18 protein-coding genes are annotated in these 21,340 nt (G+C 68.1%); 5 read left to right on the top strand and 13 right to left on the bottom strand.

From position 1 onward, the window contains the following. Positions 1-41: 41 nt before the first annotated feature. A complete protein-coding gene (gene fbaA / locus Y710_RS04570; RefSeq protein ID WP_062366561.1) occupies positions 42-1,076 on the bottom strand; it encodes a class II fructose-bisphosphate aldolase in 1,035 nt (344 codons plus the stop codon). 149 nt (positions 1,077-1,225) lie between these two features. Here fbaA and Y710_RS04565 point away from each other — a divergent pair, with 149 nt between their 5' ends. Together Y710_RS04565 and Y710_RS04560 are read left to right on the top strand one after the other, a co-directional pair. Further along, positions 1,226-1,930 (top strand): DedA family protein, encoded by a 705-nt coding sequence (locus Y710_RS04565; protein ID WP_062366532.1) that lies wholly within the window; start codon positions 1,226-1,228, stop codon positions 1,928-1,930. 104 nt (positions 1,931-2,034) lie between these two features. Then, positions 2,035-2,913: a type IV toxin-antitoxin system AbiEi family antitoxin domain-containing protein gene (locus tag Y710_RS04560; protein WP_039867298.1), complete on the top strand. Its 879-nt coding sequence runs from the start codon at positions 2,035-2,037 to the stop codon at positions 2,911-2,913. 97 nt (positions 2,914-3,010) lie between these two features. Here the strand turns inward: Y710_RS04560 and Y710_RS04555 are convergent, their stop codons facing one another. Genes Y710_RS04555 through Y710_RS04545 form a run of 3 tightly spaced genes read right to left on the bottom strand, consistent with a single transcriptional unit; the run spans position 3,011 to position 5,228 of the window. After that, positions 3,011-3,691 (bottom strand): TrmH family RNA methyltransferase, encoded by a 681-nt coding sequence (locus Y710_RS04555; RefSeq protein ID WP_006896133.1) that lies wholly within the window; start codon positions 3,689-3,691, stop codon positions 3,011-3,013. Beyond that, positions 3,684-4,250: an orotate phosphoribosyltransferase gene (gene pyrE / locus Y710_RS04550; protein WP_006896132.1), complete on the bottom strand. Its 567-nt coding sequence runs from the start codon at positions 4,248-4,250 to the stop codon at positions 3,684-3,686. Before pyrE ends, Y710_RS04555 begins: the two co-directional genes overlap by 8 nt. Before the next feature lie 54 nt (positions 4,251-4,304). Then, complete coding sequence (locus tag Y710_RS04545; RefSeq protein WP_006896129.1) at positions 4,305-5,228, bottom strand: hypothetical protein; 924 nt, start codon at positions 5,226-5,228, stop codon at positions 4,305-4,307. A 69-nt stretch (positions 5,229-5,297) separates the two neighbouring features. On the opposite strand from Y710_RS04545, the gene Y710_RS04540 reads away from it, so the two are divergent. Continuing rightward, a complete protein-coding gene (locus tag Y710_RS04540; RefSeq protein WP_062366530.1) occupies positions 5,298-6,509 on the top strand; it encodes a M20 family metallopeptidase in 1,212 nt (403 codons plus the stop codon). Between the two features lie 235 nt (positions 6,510-6,744). On the opposite strand, the gene Y710_RS04535 is transcribed toward Y710_RS04540, so the two are convergent. From Y710_RS04535 to Y710_RS18415, 7 genes are read right to left on the bottom strand one after another with little or no spacing between them, the layout of a single operon-like run. Then, positions 6,745-7,122, bottom strand: coding sequence for a PPOX class F420-dependent oxidoreductase (locus tag Y710_RS04535; RefSeq protein ID WP_006896127.1), 378 nt, complete (start codon positions 7,120-7,122; stop codon positions 6,745-6,747). A 29-nt stretch (positions 7,123-7,151) separates the two neighbouring features. Further along, entirely contained in the window at positions 7,152-7,844 is a 693-nt protein-coding gene (locus Y710_RS04530; RefSeq protein WP_006896126.1) for a response regulator, read from the bottom strand. Then, entirely contained in the window at positions 7,844-10,387 is a 2,544-nt protein-coding gene (locus Y710_RS04525) for a sensor histidine kinase (RefSeq protein WP_062366528.1), read from the bottom strand. The genes Y710_RS04530 and Y710_RS04525 overlap by 1 nt, the downstream gene beginning before the upstream one ends. Positions 10,388-10,397: 10 nt before the next feature. Next, positions 10,398-11,054, bottom strand: coding sequence for a potassium-transporting ATPase subunit C (locus Y710_RS04520; protein ID WP_006896124.1), 657 nt, complete (start codon positions 11,052-11,054; stop codon positions 10,398-10,400). A gap of 4 nt (positions 11,055-11,058) precedes the next feature. Beyond that, positions 11,059-13,155, bottom strand: coding sequence for a potassium-transporting ATPase subunit KdpB (gene kdpB, locus Y710_RS04515; RefSeq protein ID WP_045538766.1), 2,097 nt, complete (start codon positions 13,153-13,155; stop codon positions 11,059-11,061). Beyond that, on the bottom strand, positions 13,155-14,843 hold the full coding sequence (gene kdpA, locus Y710_RS04510) for a potassium-transporting ATPase subunit KdpA (protein ID WP_062366526.1): 1,689 nt from the start codon (positions 14,841-14,843) through the stop codon (positions 13,155-13,157). The genes kdpB and kdpA overlap by 1 nt, the downstream gene beginning before the upstream one ends. 12 nt (positions 14,844-14,855) lie before the next feature. After that, positions 14,856-14,954 carry a potassium-transporting ATPase subunit F gene (locus tag Y710_RS18415; RefSeq protein ID WP_081598092.1) on the bottom strand — a complete coding sequence of 33 codons (99 nt, stop codon included), beginning with the start codon at positions 14,952-14,954 and terminating at the stop codon, positions 14,856-14,858. Positions 14,955-15,265: 311 nt separating this feature from the next. On the opposite strand from Y710_RS18415, the gene Y710_RS04505 reads away from it, so the two are divergent. Beyond that, entirely contained in the window at positions 15,266-15,880 is a 615-nt protein-coding gene (locus tag Y710_RS04505; protein WP_045538765.1) for a hypothetical protein, read from the top strand. 9 nt (positions 15,881-15,889) lie between these two features. On the opposite strand, the gene Y710_RS04500 is transcribed toward Y710_RS04505, so the two are convergent. Continuing rightward, positions 15,890-17,245: an HNH endonuclease signature motif containing protein gene (locus Y710_RS04500; protein WP_006896119.1), complete on the bottom strand. Its 1,356-nt coding sequence runs from the start codon at positions 17,243-17,245 to the stop codon at positions 15,890-15,892. A gap of 408 nt (positions 17,246-17,653) precedes the next feature. Here Y710_RS04500 and Y710_RS04495 point away from each other — a divergent pair, with 408 nt between their 5' ends. Continuing rightward, positions 17,654-18,589 carry an alpha/beta fold hydrolase gene (locus Y710_RS04495; protein WP_082781257.1) on the top strand — a complete coding sequence of 312 codons (936 nt, stop codon included), beginning with the start codon at positions 17,654-17,656 and terminating at the stop codon, positions 18,587-18,589. A gap of 116 nt (positions 18,590-18,705) precedes the next feature. Here the strand turns inward: Y710_RS04495 and clpB are convergent, their stop codons facing one another. After that, a complete protein-coding gene (clpB, locus tag Y710_RS04490; RefSeq protein ID WP_006896116.1) occupies positions 18,706-21,258 on the bottom strand; it encodes an ATP-dependent chaperone ClpB in 2,553 nt (850 codons plus the stop codon). Positions 21,259-21,340 lie beyond the last annotated feature (82 nt).

Here is a 21,340-nt window from a genome sequence, read left to right as displayed (position 1 = left end):
GGACCGTCTCATCTCGTATCGGGCGCGTGCGGCCCGGCCGGTCAGCGGCCGATCGACTTGCCGGACGACCCGAGGTCGTTGCACGCCTCGACCACGCGCTCGGCCATCGAGGCCTCTGCCTTCTTCAGGTAGCTGCGCGGGTCGTAGACCTTCTTGTTGCCGACCTCACCGTCCACCTTGAGCACACCGTCGTAGTTGGTCATCATGTGACCGGCCACCGGGCGGGTGAACGCGTACTGGGTGTCGGTGTCGACGTTCATCTTGATGACGCCGTAGCCGACGGCCTCCTCGATCTCGCTCTTGAGCGAGCCGGAGCCGCCGTGGAAGACGAAGTCGAAGGGCTTGGCCGACGCGTCGAGACCGAGCTTGGCGACCGCGGCGTCCTGGCCCTCCTTGAGGACCTCGGGGCGCAGCTTCACATTGCCCGGCTTGTAGACGCCGTGGACGTTGCCGAACGTGGCGGCGAGCAGGTACTTACCGTTCTCGCCGGTACCGAGCGCGTCGACGGTCTTCTCGAAGTCCTCGACCGAGGTGTAGAGCTTGTCGTTGATGGCGTTCTCGACGCCGTCCTCTTCGCCGCCGACGACGCCGATCTCCACCTCGAGGATGATGTTCGCCTCCTTGGTCTTGGCGAGCAGTTCCTTCGCGATCTCGAGGTTCTCGTCGATCGGGATGGCCGAGCCGTCCCACATATGCGACTGGAACAGCGGGTTCTGCCCCTTCGCGACACGTTCGCGGGAGATCTCGATCAGCGGTCGGACGAAGCCGTCGAGCTTGTCCTTGGGGCAGTGGTCGGTGTGCAGCGCGATGGTGACGTCGTACTTCTCGGCGACGACGTGGGCGAACTCGGCGAGGGCGACGGCACCGGTGACCATGTCCTTGACACCCAGACCCGAACCGAACTCAGCACCGCCGGTCGAGAACTGGATGATGCCGTCGCTGCCGGCATCGGCGAATCCCTTGATGGCCGCGTTGACGGTCTCCGACGAGGTGCAGTTGATGGCAGGGAACGCGTAACCGTCCGCCTTGGCCTTGGCCAGCATCTCGGCGTACTTCTCGGGGGTTGCGATAGGCATTCTCACGTCCTAAGAGAGCCAGTGGATGTTTTCCACTCGATTGTTAGCTGTCCGATCCAGTATGACGGTTGCCTCGCCGGGCCGGGCCGGTCCCCTGCCAAGGACATCGTTAAGGGTTCTCGAAGCGACTGCCGGTAGGATCGGGGCCTGTGATCGACACTCTGCTTGCCGAGACCACGACGAACGTGGCACTGATGCCCGGCTTCATGGATCCGTTCAATCTGATCGGGTACTTCGGAGCGGCCGCATTCTGGGGTCTGCTCCTCGTCATCTTCATCGAGTCGGGCGTCCTGTTCCCGGTGCTGCCGGGCGACTCGCTGCTGTTCGTCGCTGGTCTGATCGCCGCAGGCGAGGCGGGCGAGAACGCAGCCAAGGTCGCCGACTCGGGCCTCACCCTGTGGCCTCTGCTGATCGGCGTCCCGATCGCGGGCATCCTGGGTGGCCAGGTGGGTTACTGGATCGGCCGCTACGCGGGGACGTCGATGTTCAAGCCGGATGCGCGCTTCCTCAAGCAGCGCTACCTCGACGAGGCGCACGAGTTCTTCGAGAAGCACGGACCCATCACCATCTTCCTGGCGCGTTTCGTACCCATCGTGCGTACGTTGGCCCCGATCGTCGCCGGCGCCGCGCGGATGAAGTTCGCCGTCTTCACGATCTACAACGTGGTGGGCGCGATCGTCTGGGGCGCGGGCATCGTCCTGCTCGGCTACTGGCTGGGCCAGTTCGAGATCATCCAGAAGTTCATCGAGCCCATCTTCATCGTGATCGTGCTGATCTCGGTGCTGCCGATGGTCTTCGAGTGGCTGCGCCGCCGCCGGATCCAGAAGAGCGAGAGCCCGGTCGAACTCGACTGATCTCGGCCGAGCCGTGAATCCTGTCGAGTTGGTACCCGTGGCGGGTACCAACTCGACAGGATTCGCAGTGGAACCGAATGGCACTCCGCCGCGTCTAATCAGATGTGGGGGATACAGGGGACGTCGCGGCCTACTTGGCGGCGCACGACGGCGTCATCACGGCAACGCAGGCGATCGAGCTGGGGCTGACCCGCAGGCAGATCCAGGGCAGGATCGAGCGCGGCGAGTGGTCCGCCCTGGCGCGGGGCGTCTACCGATCGGCGGCGAACGACTTCACTGAGGCCGCGATGGTCCGCGCAGCGGTTCTCGCGCACCGCGGCGTCGCCGACCGGACCACCGCCGCGTGGTGGCACGGCATGGTGGATCAGTTGCCGACGCATCTCACCCTCTCGTGCCGGTCGCAGGCGCCTTCCCTCGAGTGGCCGGTCGGCGTCCGTGCCGTGCGCCGCGTGTACCGTCCCGAATCGCTCACCCGGGTCCGCGGGCTGTCGCTGACACACAAGCCGCTGACCGCACTGATGACCGCTGTCGAACTCGCCGAGGGCACCGCATTCCTCGACCGCATGCTGCAGACCCGGCAGGTCCGGCTCGCCGACCTGGAGCGCGCGCTCACCGACCACGCCGGTCTGGTCGGGATCCGCGAAGCCCGCGGGCTCGTCCGCATCGCGGGGTCCGACAGCGAGTCCGAGGCCGAGCGACTCTTCGCACGTTTACTCAGGCAGTGGCGACTCGACGGGTGGGTGCAGCAGTTCCCGACCGGCAGGTGGCGACTCGACTTCGCCTGGCCCGACCACCGGCTGGCCGTCGAGATCTCCGGCTGGAGTTTTCACCGCGATCCACGCCGCCACGGAAACGACCTCGCCAAGGCGAACCACCTTCAGTCACTCGGGTGGCGCGAACTGCAGTTCAACTGGCACATGATCAACGACCGCCCGTCAGACTGCATCCAGCAGGTGATCGACGCGCTGAATCACCCCGGCTGAAGCGCGGATGAACGGCGAACCGGAAGCCGATCACCACGCCTGATCGAGGTCGGCGTGCTGGGCGATCCACGAGTGCATGACGATGCCCGCGGCCCGATCACCACGCCTGATCGAGGTCGGCGTGCTGGGCGATCCACGAGTGCATGACGATGCCCGCGGCGACGCCCGCGTTGATGCTGCGGGTGGACCCGAACTGCGCGATGGAGACCGTGAGATCGGCGCTGTCCTGCGTCTCGTCGCTGACGCCGGGTCCCTCCTGGCCGAACACCAGCACGCACCGCCGCGGGAGTTCGGTGCGTTCCAGCGCCGCCGCGCCGGGTGTGTTGTCGACAGCGACCACCGTCAAATGCTCCGCGCGAGCCCACTCCATGAGGTCGGCGACGGTGGAGTGGTGCCGGAGATGCTGGTAGCGGTCGGTGACCATGGCGCCGCGCCGATTCCAGCGGCGGCGTCCGACGATATGCACCTCGGCCGCGAGGAAGGCGTTCGCGGTCCGCACCACCGTGCCGATGTTGGCGTCGTGTCCCCAGTTCTCGATGGCGATGTGGAACTCGTGGCGACGCGTGTCGAGGTCCGCGACGATCGCCTCGCGGGTCCAATAGCGGTAGGCGTCGACGACGTTGCGCCGATCCCCCTCCGCGAGGAGCGTGCGGTCGTAGCGGGGGTCACCGGGCAGCGGTCCCTCGCATTCCTCGAGCCACGGGCCGACACCGACGGCTGGACCGACACCGGTGACCCACTCGGTGGGCCCGACGGCGTCGTCGGGCCGGTCAGGCAAGGCCGAGGTCGGCCAGCCCGAGGAGCGACCGGTACGGCACACCGAGCGCGGTGATGACATCATCTGCGCCGGTCGCACGATCCACCACGGTCGCGACCCCGACCACCTCGGCACCGGCCTCGCGCGCGGCCTCGACCGCCTGCGACGGCGACGCACCGGTGGTCGACGTGTCTTCGACCACCAGCACGCGACGCCCCGCGATGTCCGGGCCCTCGATCCGTCGCTGCATGCCGTGCGTCTTGGCGGCCTTGCGCACCACGAACGCGTCGACGGCCCGACCGTCGGCGTGCATGATCGACGTCGCGACCGGGTCCGCGCCGAGCGTGAGTCCGCCGACGGAGGCGTAGTCCCAGTCCGCGGTCAGCTCTCGCATCAGCTGACCGATCAGCCGTGAGGCCTCCGAGTGCAGCGTCGCGCGGCGCAGGTCGACGTAGTAGTCGGCTTCCTTGCCCGACGACAGCGTGACCTTGCCGTGCACGACGGCCAGTTCGGTCACCAGTTCGGCGAGGCGGGCGCGCGCGGCGCCGTCGACGGCGGGGGTGGCATCGGATGCCGACATGGGTCACCAGCTCCTAAGAGGGCTTCAAGAGGTCAGGGGTCCGGGCGTGCCGGATCAGCGTTCGCGCGGGTCGTTCAGCGGCGGAAGGTCCGGCGGAGCGAAACGCTCCCGGGACGTGCGGGGATCGGCGACCGGTCGCGGCGCAGGCCGCCGGATCGGCTCGATCCGCGAAGTGCCCGCGGAGTCGGGCGGGCGCGGTGTCGCGTCCAGCCGGGACGGGCGCGGCTCCGGCCGCGGGGCCGGCTGTGATGCCGATGCCTCCATGCGGCGACGACGCTCCTTGTCGCGCAGAGACTCGGTCTTCTCGTCGGCCAGTTCCTCGTTGGTGGGACCGTGCGGATCGCGCGGGTCGGGCGCGTCCTGCGGCACCACGGCGGGCGGCAGTACGCGCAGCAGATCCGCGAAGCGGCGAACGGCGTCGAGTGCGACGTCGAGACGCTCGTCCTCCACTGTCACCGGCATCGCGCCGAGCGCCCAGTTGCCCTCGTTCCACAGGATCTCGACGTAGGCCGGGGTGTCGGTGGCGAGTGTCACCATGCGGCGGTCGCAGATCCGGCGTGCGGCGTCGAGATTGCTCGCGAACATGACGCGCGATCCCATCGCGCCGAGCAGATCCACATCGTCTTCCGCGGGCGCGAGCACATCCTCGTAGCGCAGGTCAACGGTCACCGCCGACGCGGCCGGACGACGCACCGCGACGATGGTCGACGTGTCTTCGAGGTCGAAGACCACGGCTTCGGCACCCTCGTAGACGCCGTAGGCGACATCGCGCACCCGGACGTGCTCCGGCACGTCCATCGCGGCACGATGGAACACGGTGCGAAGCTTGCTGTCGGTCTCGCGGAACTTGAAGGAATGCGTCTCGCCCCACACAGCACGCTGGTGGTGAACCTGTTGCGACCGGTTCCGGTCCAGCCACAACAGGGCGCCCGCACCCAACAGCGCGAGCACCGCAATCACGAAATACACAATGGCCATCGGGCATAGCCTACTATCGAGGGCTCCCTGTGCGCCCGACGACTCGAAGCTGAAGGAGAAAGGCCGACGATGAGGACTGTCAGTCAAGACGTCGTCGACGCTCTGGCAGCCGCTGTCGACGCCGCCGAGGTCGAGGCGCTGACGTGTGCGCTGATCGCCGAGGCGAGCGTCAACCCAGGTGGCAGCGAGGAGTCGACCGTCGCGGTTCTGGCCGATGCGTGCCGCGAAGCGGGGTTCGACGTCGAGGTCTCCGAAGCCGCGCCCGGCCGGCCGAATCTGATCGCGACGGTCAACGGCGACGCCGCCGGCCCGGGTCTGATGTTCCTGGGGCACTCCGACGTCGTTCCGCCCGGGCCCGGCTGGACGGGCGATCCGTTCGTGCCACGTCGTGACGGCGATCTGATCGTCGGACGCGGCGCCACCGACATGAAGGGCGGCATCGCCGCCGTTGTGGCGGCGATGAAGGTCGTCGCGCGTGCCGTCGACGACGGCGTCGAGGTCTCCGGACCGGTCCGCCTGGTGGTGACCGTCGACGAGGAGGAACACGGGGTCGGGGTGAGGCATCTGGTCGCCGATCCGCCTTCCGGCGAGTACCTCGGATGCATCGTCGCCGAGCCCACCCGGCTCGAGGTGGTTCGCGGTTGCCGTGGCGCGTCGTACTTCGATGTGGCCGTGACCGGCCGCGCGGCGCACTCCGGCCGCCCCAGCGACGGCGCGAGCGCGATCCTCGCCGCGGCGAGGGTGATCGAGCTGATCGACGCCGACCAGCGCCGCATGGCCGCGGACCCGGATCCGCTGCTCGGCTACGGAACGTGGAACGTCGGGACCATCGACGGCGGACAGGGCATCTCAGTGGTGGCCCCGACCTGCGCGATGGGCGTCGACCGTCGGCTGATGCCCGGCGAAGACGTCGATGAGATCGGCAGGCGCCTGTCGGAGGAGATCCGCGCCGCGGGCATCGAGTCCGACGGTGTCGCCGTCTCGGTGACTCCGACGATGTATCTGCCCGGCTTCGCCACCCCGGCCGACGATCCGATCGTCGACGCCACCGCGCAGGCCGTCGCCGACTCCGGGGCGCCCACCCGTGTCGGCGGCTGGACCGCCGCGTGCGACGGCGGCTGGATCAGCACCGCCCTCGGCATCCCCACCGTCGTGATGGGGCCCGGCGACATCAACGGGCAGGCGCATCAGCCCGACGAATCGGTGTCGTTGTCCGAACTCGTCACGGCCGCACAGGCGTATGTGCGGGTCACGCTGTCGTTGCTGGCGCGGGTCGGGTGAGGGTTTCGACTCGCTTCGCTCGCTCAACAAGCCTGGAGAAAGCTCGCTCAACCGGCCTGGAGAAAGCTCGCTCAACCGGCCTGGGGAAAGCTCGCTCAACCGGCCTGGGGAAAGCTCGCTCAACAAGCCTGGGGCACCCTCGCACAACAAGCCTGGAGAACGCTCGCTCAACCAGCCTGGAGAACGCTCGCCCAACCGGCCTGGGGCACGCTCGCACGACAGGCCCTTCGGGGATCTACAGCACGTCGCGGACGCGGATCCCGACCGTCGCCGAAGCGCCCCGGCGCAACGACGATCCCCAGATGGTCAGCCGGCCGATGAGCCCGTACTTGCGGATGATCGCGTCGACGGCTCGCTGCCGGTCTACGATCTCGCCGAGCCCGGCCACCTGAGGTCCGCTGGTGCTGCGCCCGCTCGCGTTGCACGCCTGGACCAGCACGTTGTTGTTGCGGCGCAGCCGCTTCACCTTCCACGAATCGCCGACCGTCCACAGCAACATGTCGTCACCGTCGGGCGCCGCCCACAGCGGCGATGCCACGGGAGTGCCGTCCTTCTTGTAGGTGGTCAGCATGACGTACTTGGCGGCGGCGACTTGGGCGACGGTGGCGGTCATGGCACGAGGGTACTGCCGATCTCCGGCCGTCACCGGACGAAGCGATACCCCATTCCCGCCTCGGTGATGAGGTGCTGCGGATGCGACGGATCGGCCTCCAGCTTGCGCCGCAGCGCAGCCAGGTAGACGCGGAGATAGTTGGTCTGGTTCACGTATGTGGGCCCCCACACGGTGGTGAGGATCTCCCGCTGGCTCACCAGATTCGGTTCGCTGCGCACGAGCAGTTCGAGCACACCCCATTCGGTGGGTGTGAGCCGCACGGGCTCACCGTCGCGCAGGACCCGCTTGCCCATGAGATCGACTTCCAGCGCGCCGGCGCGCACCACCGGGCTCTCGGCCGGTGCTCCGGCGACGCTGCCCCGCCTGATCGCCGCGCGCAGACGGGCGAGGAACTCCTCCATGCCGAAGGGTTTGGTCACGTAGTCGTCCGCACCCGCGTCCAGAGCCTGCACCTTGTCGGCGGCGTCGGTGCGCGCCGACAGCACGATCACCGGCACCGACGTCCACCCGCGCAGGCCGGCGAGGACGGTGAACCCATCCATGTCGGGCAGCCCGAGGTCGAGGACCACCACGTCGGGGGTCCGCTTGCTCGCCGCCTCCAGCGCCTGTGCGCCGGTAGCCGCCGTGGTCACGTCGAAGCCCCTGGCGCGCAAGTTGATTCGCAAGGCTCGAAGCAACTGCGGCTCGTCGTCCACCACGAGGACGTGCCCGTGTTCGGCCATCACGCGCCTCCCTCCGGGTCGTCGGCCGGGTCGTGCTCCGCGGGTAGTTCCACGACCATCGTCGTCCCGCCGCCGGGAGTCTGCGCCACCGCCAGCGTTCCTCCGACCGCCGACACGAACCCGCTCGCCACCGACAATCCGAGCCCGACACCCGACGTCTGCCGGTTCTGGTCGCCGTACTGGTGGAACGGAGTGAAGACGCGCGACCGCTCCTCCGCCGGGATACCGGGACCGTGATCGATCACCCGGATTCGGCACCGGCGCTCGTCGGAGTCGTCGGCCGGCACCGACTCGGTGCGGATCTCGATCGCGTCGCCGCCGTGGCGCAGCGCGTTGTCGATCAGATTGGCCAGCGCCCGCTCCAGGAGTCCGGCGTCGGTGACCGCCCAGTCGCATCCGATGTCGACCGTGATCTCCGGAGTCCCCGGCGCCCGACGCGACACGGCGGCGCCCGCGCGGTGGATCACCTCCGGCAAGTAGGTGCGGGTGCGCCGGGGACGGACCACTCCCGCGGCCAGCCGCGACGAGTCGAGCAGGTTGCCCACCAGCGAGGCCAGCTGATCGACGGACTCCTCGATCGTCGCGAGCAGTTCGGCGGTGTCCTCCTCGCTGAACACCACCTCCGGGCTGCGCAGACTCGACGCCGCCGCCTTCGCCGCCGCGAGCGGCGTCCGCAGATCGTGGCTCACCGCGGCCAGCAGCGCGCGCCGCAGCTCATCGGTGCGCGCCAACTCGTCAGCCTCCGCGGCCTCGGCCTCGAGCCGGTCCCGCTCGACCGCCGCGGCCACCTGGCTGGCGACGGCCGCGAGTACCCGCTGGTCGGCGGCTCCCACTTCGGGTCCGCGCAGCAGCAGCTGGTACTCGCCGCCGGCGGCCGGACAGACGGTGTCGGCTTCAGCCGCGGTCAGCGGCGGGTTCTCCCCCACCGAATGCGCGACCGTCTCGGTGCGGTCGTCCTTCCGCGCGACCGCGACCGCGGTCTGCTGGTACGTCTCGCGGACCCGCTGCAGCAGCCCGGAGACCCCCGCCCCGTCGAGGACCGCGCTGGAGAAGAGCGCCAGCAGCTCGGCGTCACGACCTGCGCGCTGTGCCTGCCTGCGTCGGACCGTCGCCGAATCCACCAGTGCCGCAATCGCGACCGCGATGATGAGCATCACCGCGAGGGTGATGATGTTGTCCGGTTCGGCGATGGTGAACGTGAAGGTGGGCGCGGCGAAGAAGTAGTTCAGCAGCAGGCCCGACATCACCGCCGACAGCGCCGCGGGCACCACTCCGCCGAGCAGCGCGACCGCGAGGATCACCACGAAGAACAGTGCGCTCTGACTGGTGAAGCCAAGGTATTCGTTCGTCAGCGCGAGCACCCCGGTGAGTGCGAGCGGCGCGAGCACCGCGAGAATCCAGCTGCCGGGCCGGTGGAATCGCGTGTCGCGGATGTCGAGACGATTCCGCACCGCAGCCTTCTCGTGCGTCACCATGTGGACGTCGATGCGCCCGCTGTCACGCACCACGGCCGCGCCGACGCCCTCGTCGAACAGCCGCCGCCACCGCGACCGCCTCGACGTGCCGAGGACCAACTGCGTCGCGTTCATCGCGCGCGCGAACTCCAGGAGCGTCTCCGGGACGTCGTCACCGACCACCGAATACAGGCGCGCGCCGATGCCCGCCGCCACCTGCCGCAGGCCGCCGACGTCGGCGGCTCCCCGATTCGTCAGACCGTCGCCGCGCACCACGTGCACCACCAGCAACTCGGCGCTCGACCGCGACGCGATCCGCCCGGCCCGGCGGATCAGCCCGGCCGATTCCGGTCCGCCGGTGACCGCCACCACCACCCGTTCGCGCGCCTCCCAGGTCTCGGTGATGGCGTTGGCCGCACGGTAGGCGGCGAGCTTGTCGTCGACGCGATCGGCGAGCCACAGCAGAGCCAGCTCGCGAAGCGCCGTCAGATTGCCCTGCCGGAAGAAGTTGGCGAGGGCGCCGTCGATCCGCCCGGCGTCGTACACCTTGCCCTGGGCGAGTCGCTGCCGCAGCGCACGCGGCTCGATGTCGACGAGCTCGATCTGGTCGGCGCCGCGGACCACCGCGTCGGGCACCGTCTCGCGCTGGGTGACGCCGGTGATGCGGGCGACGACGTCGTTGAGGCTTTCGAAATGCTGGATGTTGACGGTGGACAGCACGTCTATTCCCGCGTCCCGGAGTTCCTCGATGTCCTGCCACCGCTTCTCGTGGCGCATGCCCGGCGCATTGGAATGCGCGAGTTCGTCGACCAGCACCAGTTCCGGCTCACGCGCGAGCACCGCGTCGAGATCCATTTCGAGGAGCACGGTCCCGCGGTATTCGACGGGCACACGATCGATCACTTCCAGCCCGTCCAGCAGTGCCGCCGTCGCCGCTCGCCCGTGGGTTTCGACCACCCCGACCACCACATCGACGCCCTCGTCGGCGAGTGTGCGGGCCCGCGCCAGCATCTCGTACGTCTTGCCGACGCCCGGGGCACAGCCGAGGAATACCTCGAGCTGGCCCCGTGGTTCCTCAGCTGATGGCATGTCGCCGATGCTATCGGCAGGCGGTGCCATGCGGCTCTGTCCCGGCCCGCGTCTCGCGCGCGCTCTGCAGGTCGCGGTTCACCTGTTGGACGTTGACCCGCTCCCGCCCGAGGAAACCCAGCTGGCGGCCCCGGGTGTGGTCGGCGATGATCTCGCGGACCTCCTCCGGCGCCAGACCCGACGCCCGGGCGATCCGCGGCACCTGCAGAGCGGCGTACTCCAGGCTGATGTCGGGGTCGAGTCCCGAGCCCGAGGCGGTGACGGCGTCGGCGGGCACCTGTGACGGCTTCACGCCCTCGCGCTCGGCGATCGCCGCGCGGCGGGCGTCGATGATCTTGACCAGTTCGGGGCTGTTCGGGCCGAGGTTGCTCGCCCCCGACGCCGCCGGATCGCCCGGCGCCATCGGGTCGTCGACGCCGCCGGCGACCCGGTTGTGCAGGAACGGGTCGGGCTGTCCGGGCGCGGGCCGCTGGTCGACGCCGAGCAGGTCGGAGGCTCGGCAACCGTGCACGTCGGACTGGAACGACCCTTCGGCAGCAGTCGTGTGGAATCGCGAGATGCCCCAGACCGCAACGGGGTACAGGCCGCCCACGACGACGGCCAACGCGACCAGAGCGAGCAGCGCCACACCGCTCTGCCGGATCAGGCCGAGCAAGACGTTCTTCATGTCCTCATCCCATCCCCGGCAGCAGCCGGACGAGCAGATCGATCAGCCAGATGCCGATGAACGGCGTCACCACGCCGCCGAGCCCGTAGAGCAGCAGGTTGCGGCGCAGCAGATTGGCCGCGCTCGTCGCCCGATAGCGCACGCCCTTCAGCGACAACGGAATCAGCGCGACGATGATCAGCGCATTGAAGACGACCGCGGAGACGATCGCCGACTGCGCCGAATGCAACCGCATGATGTTGAGTGCGTCGAGCTGCGGGTACACCGTGCTGAACAATGCGGGCAGGATCGCGAAGTACTTCGCGAGATCGTTGGCCAGCGAGAACGTGGTCAGGGCGCCGCGGGTGATCAGCAGTTGTTTTCCGATCGCCACCACCTCGATCAGCTTGGTGGGATCGGAGTCGAGGTCGACCATGTTGCCGGCCTCCTTGGCCGCCATGGTTCCGGTGTTCATCGCCAGCCCCACGTCGGCCTGAGCCAGCGCGGGAGCGTCGTTGGTGCCGTCGCCCGTCATCGCGACCAGTCGGCCTCCCGACTGCTCCTTTCTGATCAGGTCGAGCTTGTCCTCGGGAGTGGCCTGGGCGATGAAGTCGTCGACGCCCGCCTGGTCGGCGATGGCCTTGGCGGTTAGCGGGTTGTCGCCGGTCACCATCACGGTGCGGATACCCATGGCGCGCAACTGCGAGAAGCGCTCGGTCATCCCCGGCTTCACCACGTCCGACAGTTCGATGACACCGAGCACATGCGACCGCAGCCCTCGCCGGATGCCGACCACCAGCGGCGTTCCGCCGCGGGTGGCGATGGTGTCGACGTCGGTGCGCACCTGCGCCGGGAGCTCGCCGACCCACTTCTCGACCGCATCTGCGGCACCCTTGCGGTATTCGCTGAGCCGCCCGTTCTCGTCCACGTCGACGCCGCTCATCCGCGTCTGAGCCGTGAACGGCACCACGGTGATACCCGGATCGGCGCCCGATCTCGCCGCGGCAAGCGAGACCTCGTCGAGCGGGGTCACCTCGTAGCGTTCGATCGCCAAGTCGATGATGCTGCGGCCCTCCGGGGTGTCGTCGGCCAGGCTGCACCGGTACGCGACGCCCGCCAGCTCCACGAGTTCCACTCCGTCTGCCGGATGGAACTCTGTGGCCCGGCGATTGCCGTAGGTGATGGTGCCGGTCTTGTCCATCAGCAGGGTGTCGATGTCGCCCGCCGCCTCCACGGCGCGCCCCGACATGGCCAAGACATTGCGCTGCACCAGCCGGTCCATGCCTGCGATGCCGATGGACGAGAGCAACGCCCCGATCGTCGTCGGAATCAGGCACACCAGGAGTGCGATCAGCTTCACCGGGTCGGCGGCTTGTCCCGCATAGCTCTGCATCGGACCGATCGCGACCACCGCGAGCAGGAAGATGATGGTCAGCGCCGTCAGCAGGATGTCGAGCGCGATCTCGTTGGGAGTCTTCTTGCGCGACGCACCTTCGACGAGCGCGATCATTCTGTCGACGAAGGTGCTGCCCGGCTCGGCCGTGATCTGCACGACGATGCGGTCCGACAGCACGACGGTGCCCCCGGTGACCGCCGACCGGTCGCCGCCGGACTCCCGCACCACCGGCGCGGACTCCCCGGTGATGGCCGACTCGTCGACCGTCGCGATGCCTTCCACCACATCGCCGTCCCCGGCGATGGTCTCGCCCGCCTCGACCACGATCCGCATTCCCGGCTTCAGCTCCGCCCCGGGGATCCGGCTGATGGCGCCGTCGTCGCCGAGAACCCGGGCAACGGTGTCGCGCTTCACCTTCCGCAGGCTGTCGGCCTGCGCTCGGCCGCGCCCCTCGGCGACTGCCTCGGCCAGACCCGCGAAGATCACCGTGAACCACAGCCACACCACCACCGTCCACGCGAACACCGATGGGTAGACGATGGCCAGCACGGTGGTGATCGCCGCACCGAGATACACCACGAACATCACCGGGTTGCGAGCCTGATCGCGCGGGTTGAGCTTGCGCAGCGCCTGGGGCAGCGACGACACGAGCTGCCTCACGTCGAATGCACCGGTCCCCGCCATGCTCGTGTCGTTCGCACTCTCGTCGCTCTGCGTCGCAGTCATCACAGTGCCTCCGCGATCGGTCCCAGCGCCATCGCCGGGAAGAAGGTCAGTCCGGCGACCAGCAGCGTGGTGCCGAGAAGAAGTGAGCCGTAAAGGATTCCGCTGGTGGGCAGCAGCGAGACCGATGTCTCGTTCTGTTTGGGCTTCTGCCTGGCCAGCAGTCCGGCCAATGCGAGCACCAGGACGATCGGCACCAGCCGGCCGAACAGCATGGCCAGCCCCAACGAGATCTGGAACCAGTCGTTGGTGGCGGCGAGTCCGCCGAACGCGCTGCCGTTGTTGTTCGCCGCCGACGCGTATGCGTACATGATCTCGCTGAACCCGTGGATCGCACTGTCACTGCCGCGGGCACCGTCGTTGCCGAGAGCCTCCGGTGTGGATCCGAGAAGAACAGTCACCGCGGACCCCGCGAGCACCAGCGCCGGCATCACCAGTACGTAGAGCGCGGCGACGGTGATCTCCTTCTGACCGATCCGCTTGCCCGCGAACTCCGGCGACCGACCCACCAGCAGGCCGCCGACGAAGACCGTGATGATCGCGAGCACCAGGAGTCCGTAGAGGCCCGAGCCGACGCCTCCGGGGGCGACCTCGCCCAACAGCATGTTCCAGAGCAGCCCTCCGCCCGATGCTGCGGCGAAGCTGTCGTGAGCGGCGTTCACCGCACCCGTCGACGTGCCTGTGGTCGACACCGCGAAGAGAGCGGAGCCCGGAATCCCGAACCGATACTCCTTGCCCTCCAGCATGGCGCCCGCGGCCTGCGACGCGATCCCGTCGGTCCGCGACTCGAAGGTCCAGACCAGCGCCAGCATCGCGCCCCAGATGACGGCCATCACGCCCAGCAGCGTGAGCCCCTGTCGGCGATCACGCACCAGCGTGCCGTAAGTGCGGGTGAGACAGACCGGAATGATCAGGATCGCCAGCACCTGGACCACGTTGGTCAGTGGCGTCGGGTTGGAGAAGGGGTGCGCCGAGTTGGCCCCGTACGTTCCACCGCCGTTGGTGCCGAGAAGCTTGATCGCCTCTTGGGACGCGAAGGGACCCAATGGGACCCGTCCCGCGGTCCCGTCCACAGTGGTGAATTCCGCTGCCGTGTGCCACGACTGGACCGCCCCTTGGAAAACCAGGATCGTCGCCACGAGCAGCGCCAGCGGCAGCAGAATCCGGACGGTGCCCCGCACGAGATCGACCCAGAAGTTGCCGAGCACTCCGTTGCCCCGGCGGCTGACGATGCCCCGGATCAGCGCGATCGCCACGGCCATGCCGACCGCCGCAGACAGGAAGTTCGCAACCGCCAGGCCGAGCATCTGCGACAGGTTGCTGATGACGGTCTCGGGCTCGTACGACTGCCAGTTGGTGTTGGCGACGAACGAGATCGCGGTGTTGAAGGCGACCGCCGGAGACATGCCGGGCTTTCCGTCCGACCACGGGAGATGCCCCTGCAGACGCTGCAACGCGTACAGCACCAGGATCGAGACACCGGAGAATCCGAGGACCGACAGCGCGTAGCCGCGCCAGGTCTGATTCGCCCGCGGATCGACGCCGATCACCCGGTAGAGCAGACGCTCCGGCGGAGAGTCCTTCACGGACTCGTACACCCGCGCCATGTAGTCGCCCAGCGGCACATACACCACCGCGAGCACGACGAGAACAGCTGCCAGCTGCAGAATGCCGGCCGAAAGATCAGTCAATGCCCCGACTCTCTAGAACTTGTCCGGGTACAGCAGCGCTGCCACCAGATATCCGACGACGCCGATTGCGGCGATCAACAGCACCACCGACACCGTGCCAGCCCCGGTCATCGCCCGGTCCCCCGCTCCAGTGCGAACAGCAGTCCAGCGCACGCGGCTATCGCGAGCACGGCGATGCAGACCATTACGACGTCAGCCATCTCCCGGCCTCCTCAATCCGACGGCCCGCCGGTCCGGCGGGCTCGGACCTCACGCTCGTCGCACGAGATGCGCTGCGCCAGATGCCTTAACGCGATCTATACGGCGGCGCCGAGGATCTTGACGGCTCCGTTCACACCGCATGCCCCCACGCTCGGCGATTTGCGCGCGGACCGCCGTCTCCGGTGTAGTTGCATGGTCCAGCTCACCCTGAGGAGTTTCACGTGAAGCGCAGCATCCAGTTGGCCACCGTCGGCGCGACCGCCGCTCTCGCCGCGACCGTCGGGGTCGCATTCGCCCCGGGCGACGCCGCGGCCGGCGTCGTCGGCGGGTACCAGCAGCCGGCATCCGGAGCCGTCTCGATCACCTCCGGGACCAACGAGATCAACGTGATGGTGATCAACCGCAAGGACGCGGACCAGTGCACCGTCACCGCCACCCGGAAGGACGCCAAGACCGGCACCAAGACGTTGACCCGCACCGTGAAGCTCAACGCACTGAACCAGCACACCGGCATCGCGAACTTCGCAGGAATGTTCAACAAGACCGACTACACCGTCTCCGGCACCTGCGTCGGAACCAAGGCGACCGAGCCGTCGGACGAGCCGGGAGACGCGAAGTCCGGAGAAGCGAAGTCCGACGCCGCCGAGACCGGCGAGCAGATCACCACCAACCTCCTCGGCGGGACCAACAAGGTCGTCGTGAAGGTCGACAACTCGGTGAACTCGAACTACGCGCAGTGCTTGCAGATCGTCAAGGGTGTGTCGTGGGATCTCGGCCTCCGCGGCGCACCGCTGGAGACCGTCATGAAGATCGCCACGACCTTCTGCCCGCGGTAGCCGCCGCAGTCACGCGGCTGCCGGCGCCGACGTGAGCGTCCTGCGCGCGTTCGACCGCAACTCCCTTCGCGGCCGGTGCGGCTGGTCGGTGTCCGCAGGCTCACGGAACCAGGGATACCGATCGTGGCCGATGAACACCTCCCACCCCGATTGATGAATCAGCGTGTGGTGCATCCGGCACAGCAGAACGCTGTTGTCGAGCGACGTCTCTCCACCCTGCGACCACGGAATGCAGTGATGCGCATCGGTCCATCCGACGGGCCGGCCGCACCCTGGGAATGCGCACCCTCGATCTCGCACTTCGAGTGCCCTTCTGATCCCCGCCGTGACCAGCCGCTGTTCACGGCCGACGTCCAGCGGCACCGACTCGCCGTCGACCACGATGCGCCGCACCGCCGCATCGCAGAGAACCAGACCCACCGTCGCGGACGACACCGGCCCGGTGTAGCCGAGCGACGAGACCCTCTGCTCCGCCTCCGACCGCCTGCCACTCACACGTTCCTCCGTGCGACTCGGCACGACCAGAGTGACGTGCGGAAGGACGCCGCCGCTCGACGGGCGATCGCGTCCGCTGAGGAAGGAGCGGACTATCTGCCCGAACGCATCTGCACGCCGCCGTCCCACCGCGCGCGGATCGGGTGAGCCGTCCGGCAGCGGCACCGGTCGGCACAACCGATCCAGCGCCGCGCTGAGTTCCTCTCCGGTGAGCACATCCACGTCGAGCGTCGCCGAGATCCGACCGTCGGCCCCGACTGCCAGACTCATCTCATTGAGCTCCGAGTTCTCCGCGACCGGCACCGAGTCCGGATCGGATTCATCGAGTTCCGGAGCCCATTCGAGCGCGAGTTCCCGCGCTCGGCGAGCCACATCCGCCGGAGTCTCCTGCACCGTCAGCCGCCGAGCCAGATCCTCACGCGCCGCGGAGTCGAGCGGGATCCGCTTCTCCACGAACGCGATCCCGCGTCCGACGGCATCGACGTGTTCCACTGAGACCCCGCCTGCGCGCGCCTGCCGCGACAACGACGGGAGCGTCGCCGCGACGCCACCCACCCGAGCGAGACGATGTGCCGCCGCCGGCGAGTGACCGAGTCCTTTCAACAGGTCGACGACCGATCTCACTCGCTTGCGAGTCGGAAGCCCCGATCGCGCGGCAGCCTCCGACACTCCAGCCAACGCCGTCGTCGTCAGATTCAGCAGGCGGGTCAACTCCGCCATCAACACGAGGAGTTCGCGGTCGTCGACGCCGGCGCGAGCCACCGAGTCGATCAGTCGCGCGAGCGAACCTCCCGGCTCGCCTCCCATTGCCGGAGACAACTCGTCCGACAGACGATCGGCGAACTCCTTCACAGCTTCAGTCAGATTCATGATTCCCCCTTTCGCACGGCCTCCCTCGTCGCGATCGAGTCGCAACGCACTGCATCACGCAACAAGCACGCCAGGGTCGCTCAACAGTCACCCCCGAGCCGGGTGCCGGTCCGACGAATCCGGACCGGCACCGACCCCATCTGCACTTTCGATTCTCAAAGAACTCGAAGCGTCCCGAAGAGACCTTCACGCTCGATCTGTGATCTATGCTACATTCGACTTCTAGATAGTACAAGTGTTCGACTCGTCGGGTGGGGGTCTCATCCACGGACTCGTACCCAGGAAGGATTATTCCTAGGCAACTACCGGGCCTGGGCCACGTCAACAGAAGTGGGAAGACTGGATGCAGCGGCCGACAGAGACATACCCATCACATGATCGGCCGAGAATCGACAGAGAGGCGAGCACGTGTCCAACGACATCAAGCACATCAAGTTCCAGAACCCGGACATGTTCTGGGAGATCGCGGCGGACCTCTACTTTCCGCCGTCGTTCGACGAATCCAAGAAGTACCCGACCGTCATCAGCGCGCATCCGATCGGCAGCTGCAAGGAGCAGACAGCGGGCAACATCTACGCCACGCGCCTGGCCGACGAGGGCTACGTGGTCATCGCCTTCGACGCCAGTTTTCAGGGTGAGAGCGGCGGCACCCCACGGCTGATCGAGGATCCGACCCAGCGTGTGGAGGACTTCCGCCGGGTGGTCGACTACCTCACGACGCTCCCCTACGTCGACACCGACCGAATCGGCGCGCTGGGTGTGTGCGGCGGCGGCGGATACGTGCTCGCTTCGGCGCAGAGTGAGAAGCGGATCAAGACAGTCGTCTCGATCACCGGCGTGAACTACGGTCGCATGGTCCGCGAGAACGCGGCGGCAGCCGGCGGCCCGGTGGCCGCGCTCAAGCAGATCGCCGAGCAGCGCACCGCCGAGGCCGCGGGAGCCGAGGGCGCGATCAGTGCTGCTCTGCCGCCATCGGCCGAGGCCGCGCAGCAGATCGGCGACATCGACGTCGTCGAGGCCTACGACTACTACTGCACCCCGCGCGGACAGTCCGCGAACGGCAAGGCGATCTTCGACGTCGCACACGGCGCGTCAGCCATGGTGTGGGACGCCTTCGCCTTCGCCGAGACGCTGCTGACCCAGCCGATCATGGTCGTCGTCGGCGACAAGCCCGGAGCATTCGGCGCCTACCGCGACGGATTCGAGATCAACCGCCGCGCGGCGTCCGAGGTCAAGGAACTGGTGGTGCTCCCCGGCGTCTCGCACTACGACCTGTACGACCAGCCGCGGGGTGCGGGTGCGGCATTGGAGAAGGTCATTCCCTTCCTGGCCGCGAACCTCTGATCCATCCCACACGACGGAGGTCCCGCACTCGAAACCCGAGTGCGGGACCTCTGTGCGATTCCATCGGTACCGCTCAACCGGCGGAACTCAACCGATGAGATTCAACGAGGCTCGGCTCAGCCGACCACGAGGGTCTCACCGTCGCCGCTGACGTCCACCGGGACGGTGTCGCCGTCGCGTACCCTGCCGGCCAGCAACGCCTTCGCGAGCTGGTCGCCGATGGCCTGCTGCACCAGGCGACGCAGCGGACGCGCACCGTAGAGCGGATCGAATCCGCGTTCGGCCAGCCATTCCTTGGCCTTCGGCGTCACCTCCAGTTCGAGACGACGCTGGTGCAGACGCTTGGCCAGGTTGTCGAGCTGGATGTCGACGATCCGGACCAACTGCTCGGGCGAGAGAGAGTCGAAGATGACCACATCGTCGAGCCTGTTGATGAACTCCGGCTTGAACGCCGCGCGGACGGCCGCCATCACCTGATCCTTGTCACCGCCGGCGCCCAGGTTGGACGTCAGGATGAGGATGGTGTTGCGGAAGTCCACCGTGCGTCCCTGACCGTCGGTCAACCGCCCCTCGTCGAGCACCTGCAGCAGCACGTCGAAGACGTCCGGGTGAGCCTTCTCGACCTCGTCGAACAGGACCACCGAGTACGGACGACGACGCACCGCCTCGGTCAGCTGGCCACCGGCTTCGTACCCCACGTACCCGGGAGGCGCACCGACGAGCCGCGCGACGCTGTGCTTCTCGCCGTACTCGCTCATGTCGATCCGGACGATCGCTCGTTCGTCGTCGAACATGAACTCGGCCAGGGCCTTCGCCAGCTCGGTCTTGCCGGTTCCGGTGGGACCGAGGAACAGGAACGAGCCCAGCGGACGGTTGGGATCGGCGACGCCCGCGCGAGCGCGTCGGACCGCGTCGGAGACGGCCTTGACCGCCTCGAGCTGACCGATGACTCGCTTGCCCAGCTCGTCCTCCATGCGCAGCAGCTTGGCCGTCTCACCCTCGAGCATCTTGCCCGCGGGCACGCCCGTCCACGCCGAGACCACCTCGGCGACCTGGTCGGGACCGACTTCCTCCTGCAGCATCACGTCCTCGTCGGGATCGGTGCCGCTCTTCTCGATCGCGGCCTCCAACTCCTTCTCGAGGCCGGGGATCCGGCCGTACCGGAGCTCGGCGGCCCTCCCGAGATCACCGTCGCGCTCGGCCCGCTCGGCCTCGCCGCGCAGACGCTCCAGTTCCTCCTTCACATCGCGGACGGCGTCGATGGCGGTCTTTTCCGACTGCCAACGGGCCGACAGCTCGTTGAGCTTCTCGCGGTGATCGGCCAGCTCGCGGCGCAATGCCTCGAGTCGTTCCTTGGACGCGGCGTCGGTCTCCTTCTCCAAGGCGACCTCCTCCACTTCCAGGCGCCGGACGATGCGCTCCACCTCGTCGATCTCGACCGGACGCGAGTCGATCTCCATCCGCAACCGTGACGCGGCCTCGTCGACCAGGTCGATCGCCTTGTCGGGCAGGAACCGCGACGTGATGTAGCGGTCGGAGAGCGTCGCGGCAGCCACCAGAGCCGAGTCGGTGATGCGCACGCCGTGATGCACCTCGTACCGGTCCTTGAGTCCGCGAAGGATGCCGATGGTGTCCTCCACCGACGGCTCACCGACGTACACCTGCTGGAACCGGCGTTCGAGGGCCGCGTCCTTCTCGATGTACTTGCGGTACTCCTCGAGCGTGGTGGCACCGACCAGCCGCAGCTCACCGCGGGCGAGCATCGGCTTGATCATGTTGCCCGCGTCCATCGCGGACTCACCGGTCGCACCGGCACCGACGATGGTGTGCAACTCGTCGATGAACGTGATGATCTGTCCGTCCGACGCCTTGATCTCGTCGAGGACCGCCTTCAGCCGCTCCTCGAACTCGCCGCGGTACTTGGCGCCCGCGACCATCGAACCGAGGTCGAGCGAGATGACGGTCTTGCCGCGCAACGACTCCGGGACATCGCCGGCCACCACGCGCTGGGCCAGACCCTCCACGATGGCGGTCTTGCCGACGCCCGGCTCGCCGATGAGCACCGGGTTGTTCTTGGTACGGCGCGAGAGCACCTGGACCACGCGGCGGATCTCGGAATCGCGGCCGATCACCGGGTCGAGCTCGCCTTCGCGAGCGCGCTTGGTGAGGTCGGTGGAGTACTTCTCCAGCGACTGGTACGTCGCTTCCGGGTTCTCGCTGGTGACGCGCGCTGTGCCCCGGACGGACACGAACGCGTCACGCAGTGCCTCCGGCGTGGCGCCTGCGCCGGCCAGCAGTCGTGCAGTCTCCGACTCACCGGTGGCCAGTCCGACCATCAAATGTTCGGTCGAGACGTACTCGTCGGAGAGTTCGGTGGCCAGCTTCTGCGCAGCGGTGATCGCCGCGATGGACTCGCGGCTCAGCTGCGGCTGCGCGCTCGCACTCGACACGGTCGGAGCCCGGTCGACGAGGGTCTTGGCCTCGTTCCGGATCCGCACGGGGTCGACGCCGACCGCCTTGAGCAGCGGCGATGCGATGCCGTCGGTCTGCTCGAGGAGTGCGACGAGGATGTGGGCCGGCCGCACGTCGGGGTTGCCCGCCGCGGCCGCGTCTTGGACGGCAGCCTGCAGTGCAGCCTGTGTCTTGGTGGTGGGGGTGAAGCTGTCCACTGACATTCGCCTTTCTGTTGAGCTGTCCGGTTCGGCACTGCCGAACCTAAGTCTACGAGGCTCAGGTTTGCCTCTCGAGTAG

The organism is Gordonia sp. QH-12, from assembly GCF_001578675.1.
Taxonomy (GTDB): domain Bacteria; phylum Actinomycetota; class Actinomycetes; order Mycobacteriales; family Mycobacteriaceae; genus Gordonia; species Gordonia sihwensis.
This window is presented reverse-complemented; position numbering and strand designations above follow the sequence as displayed.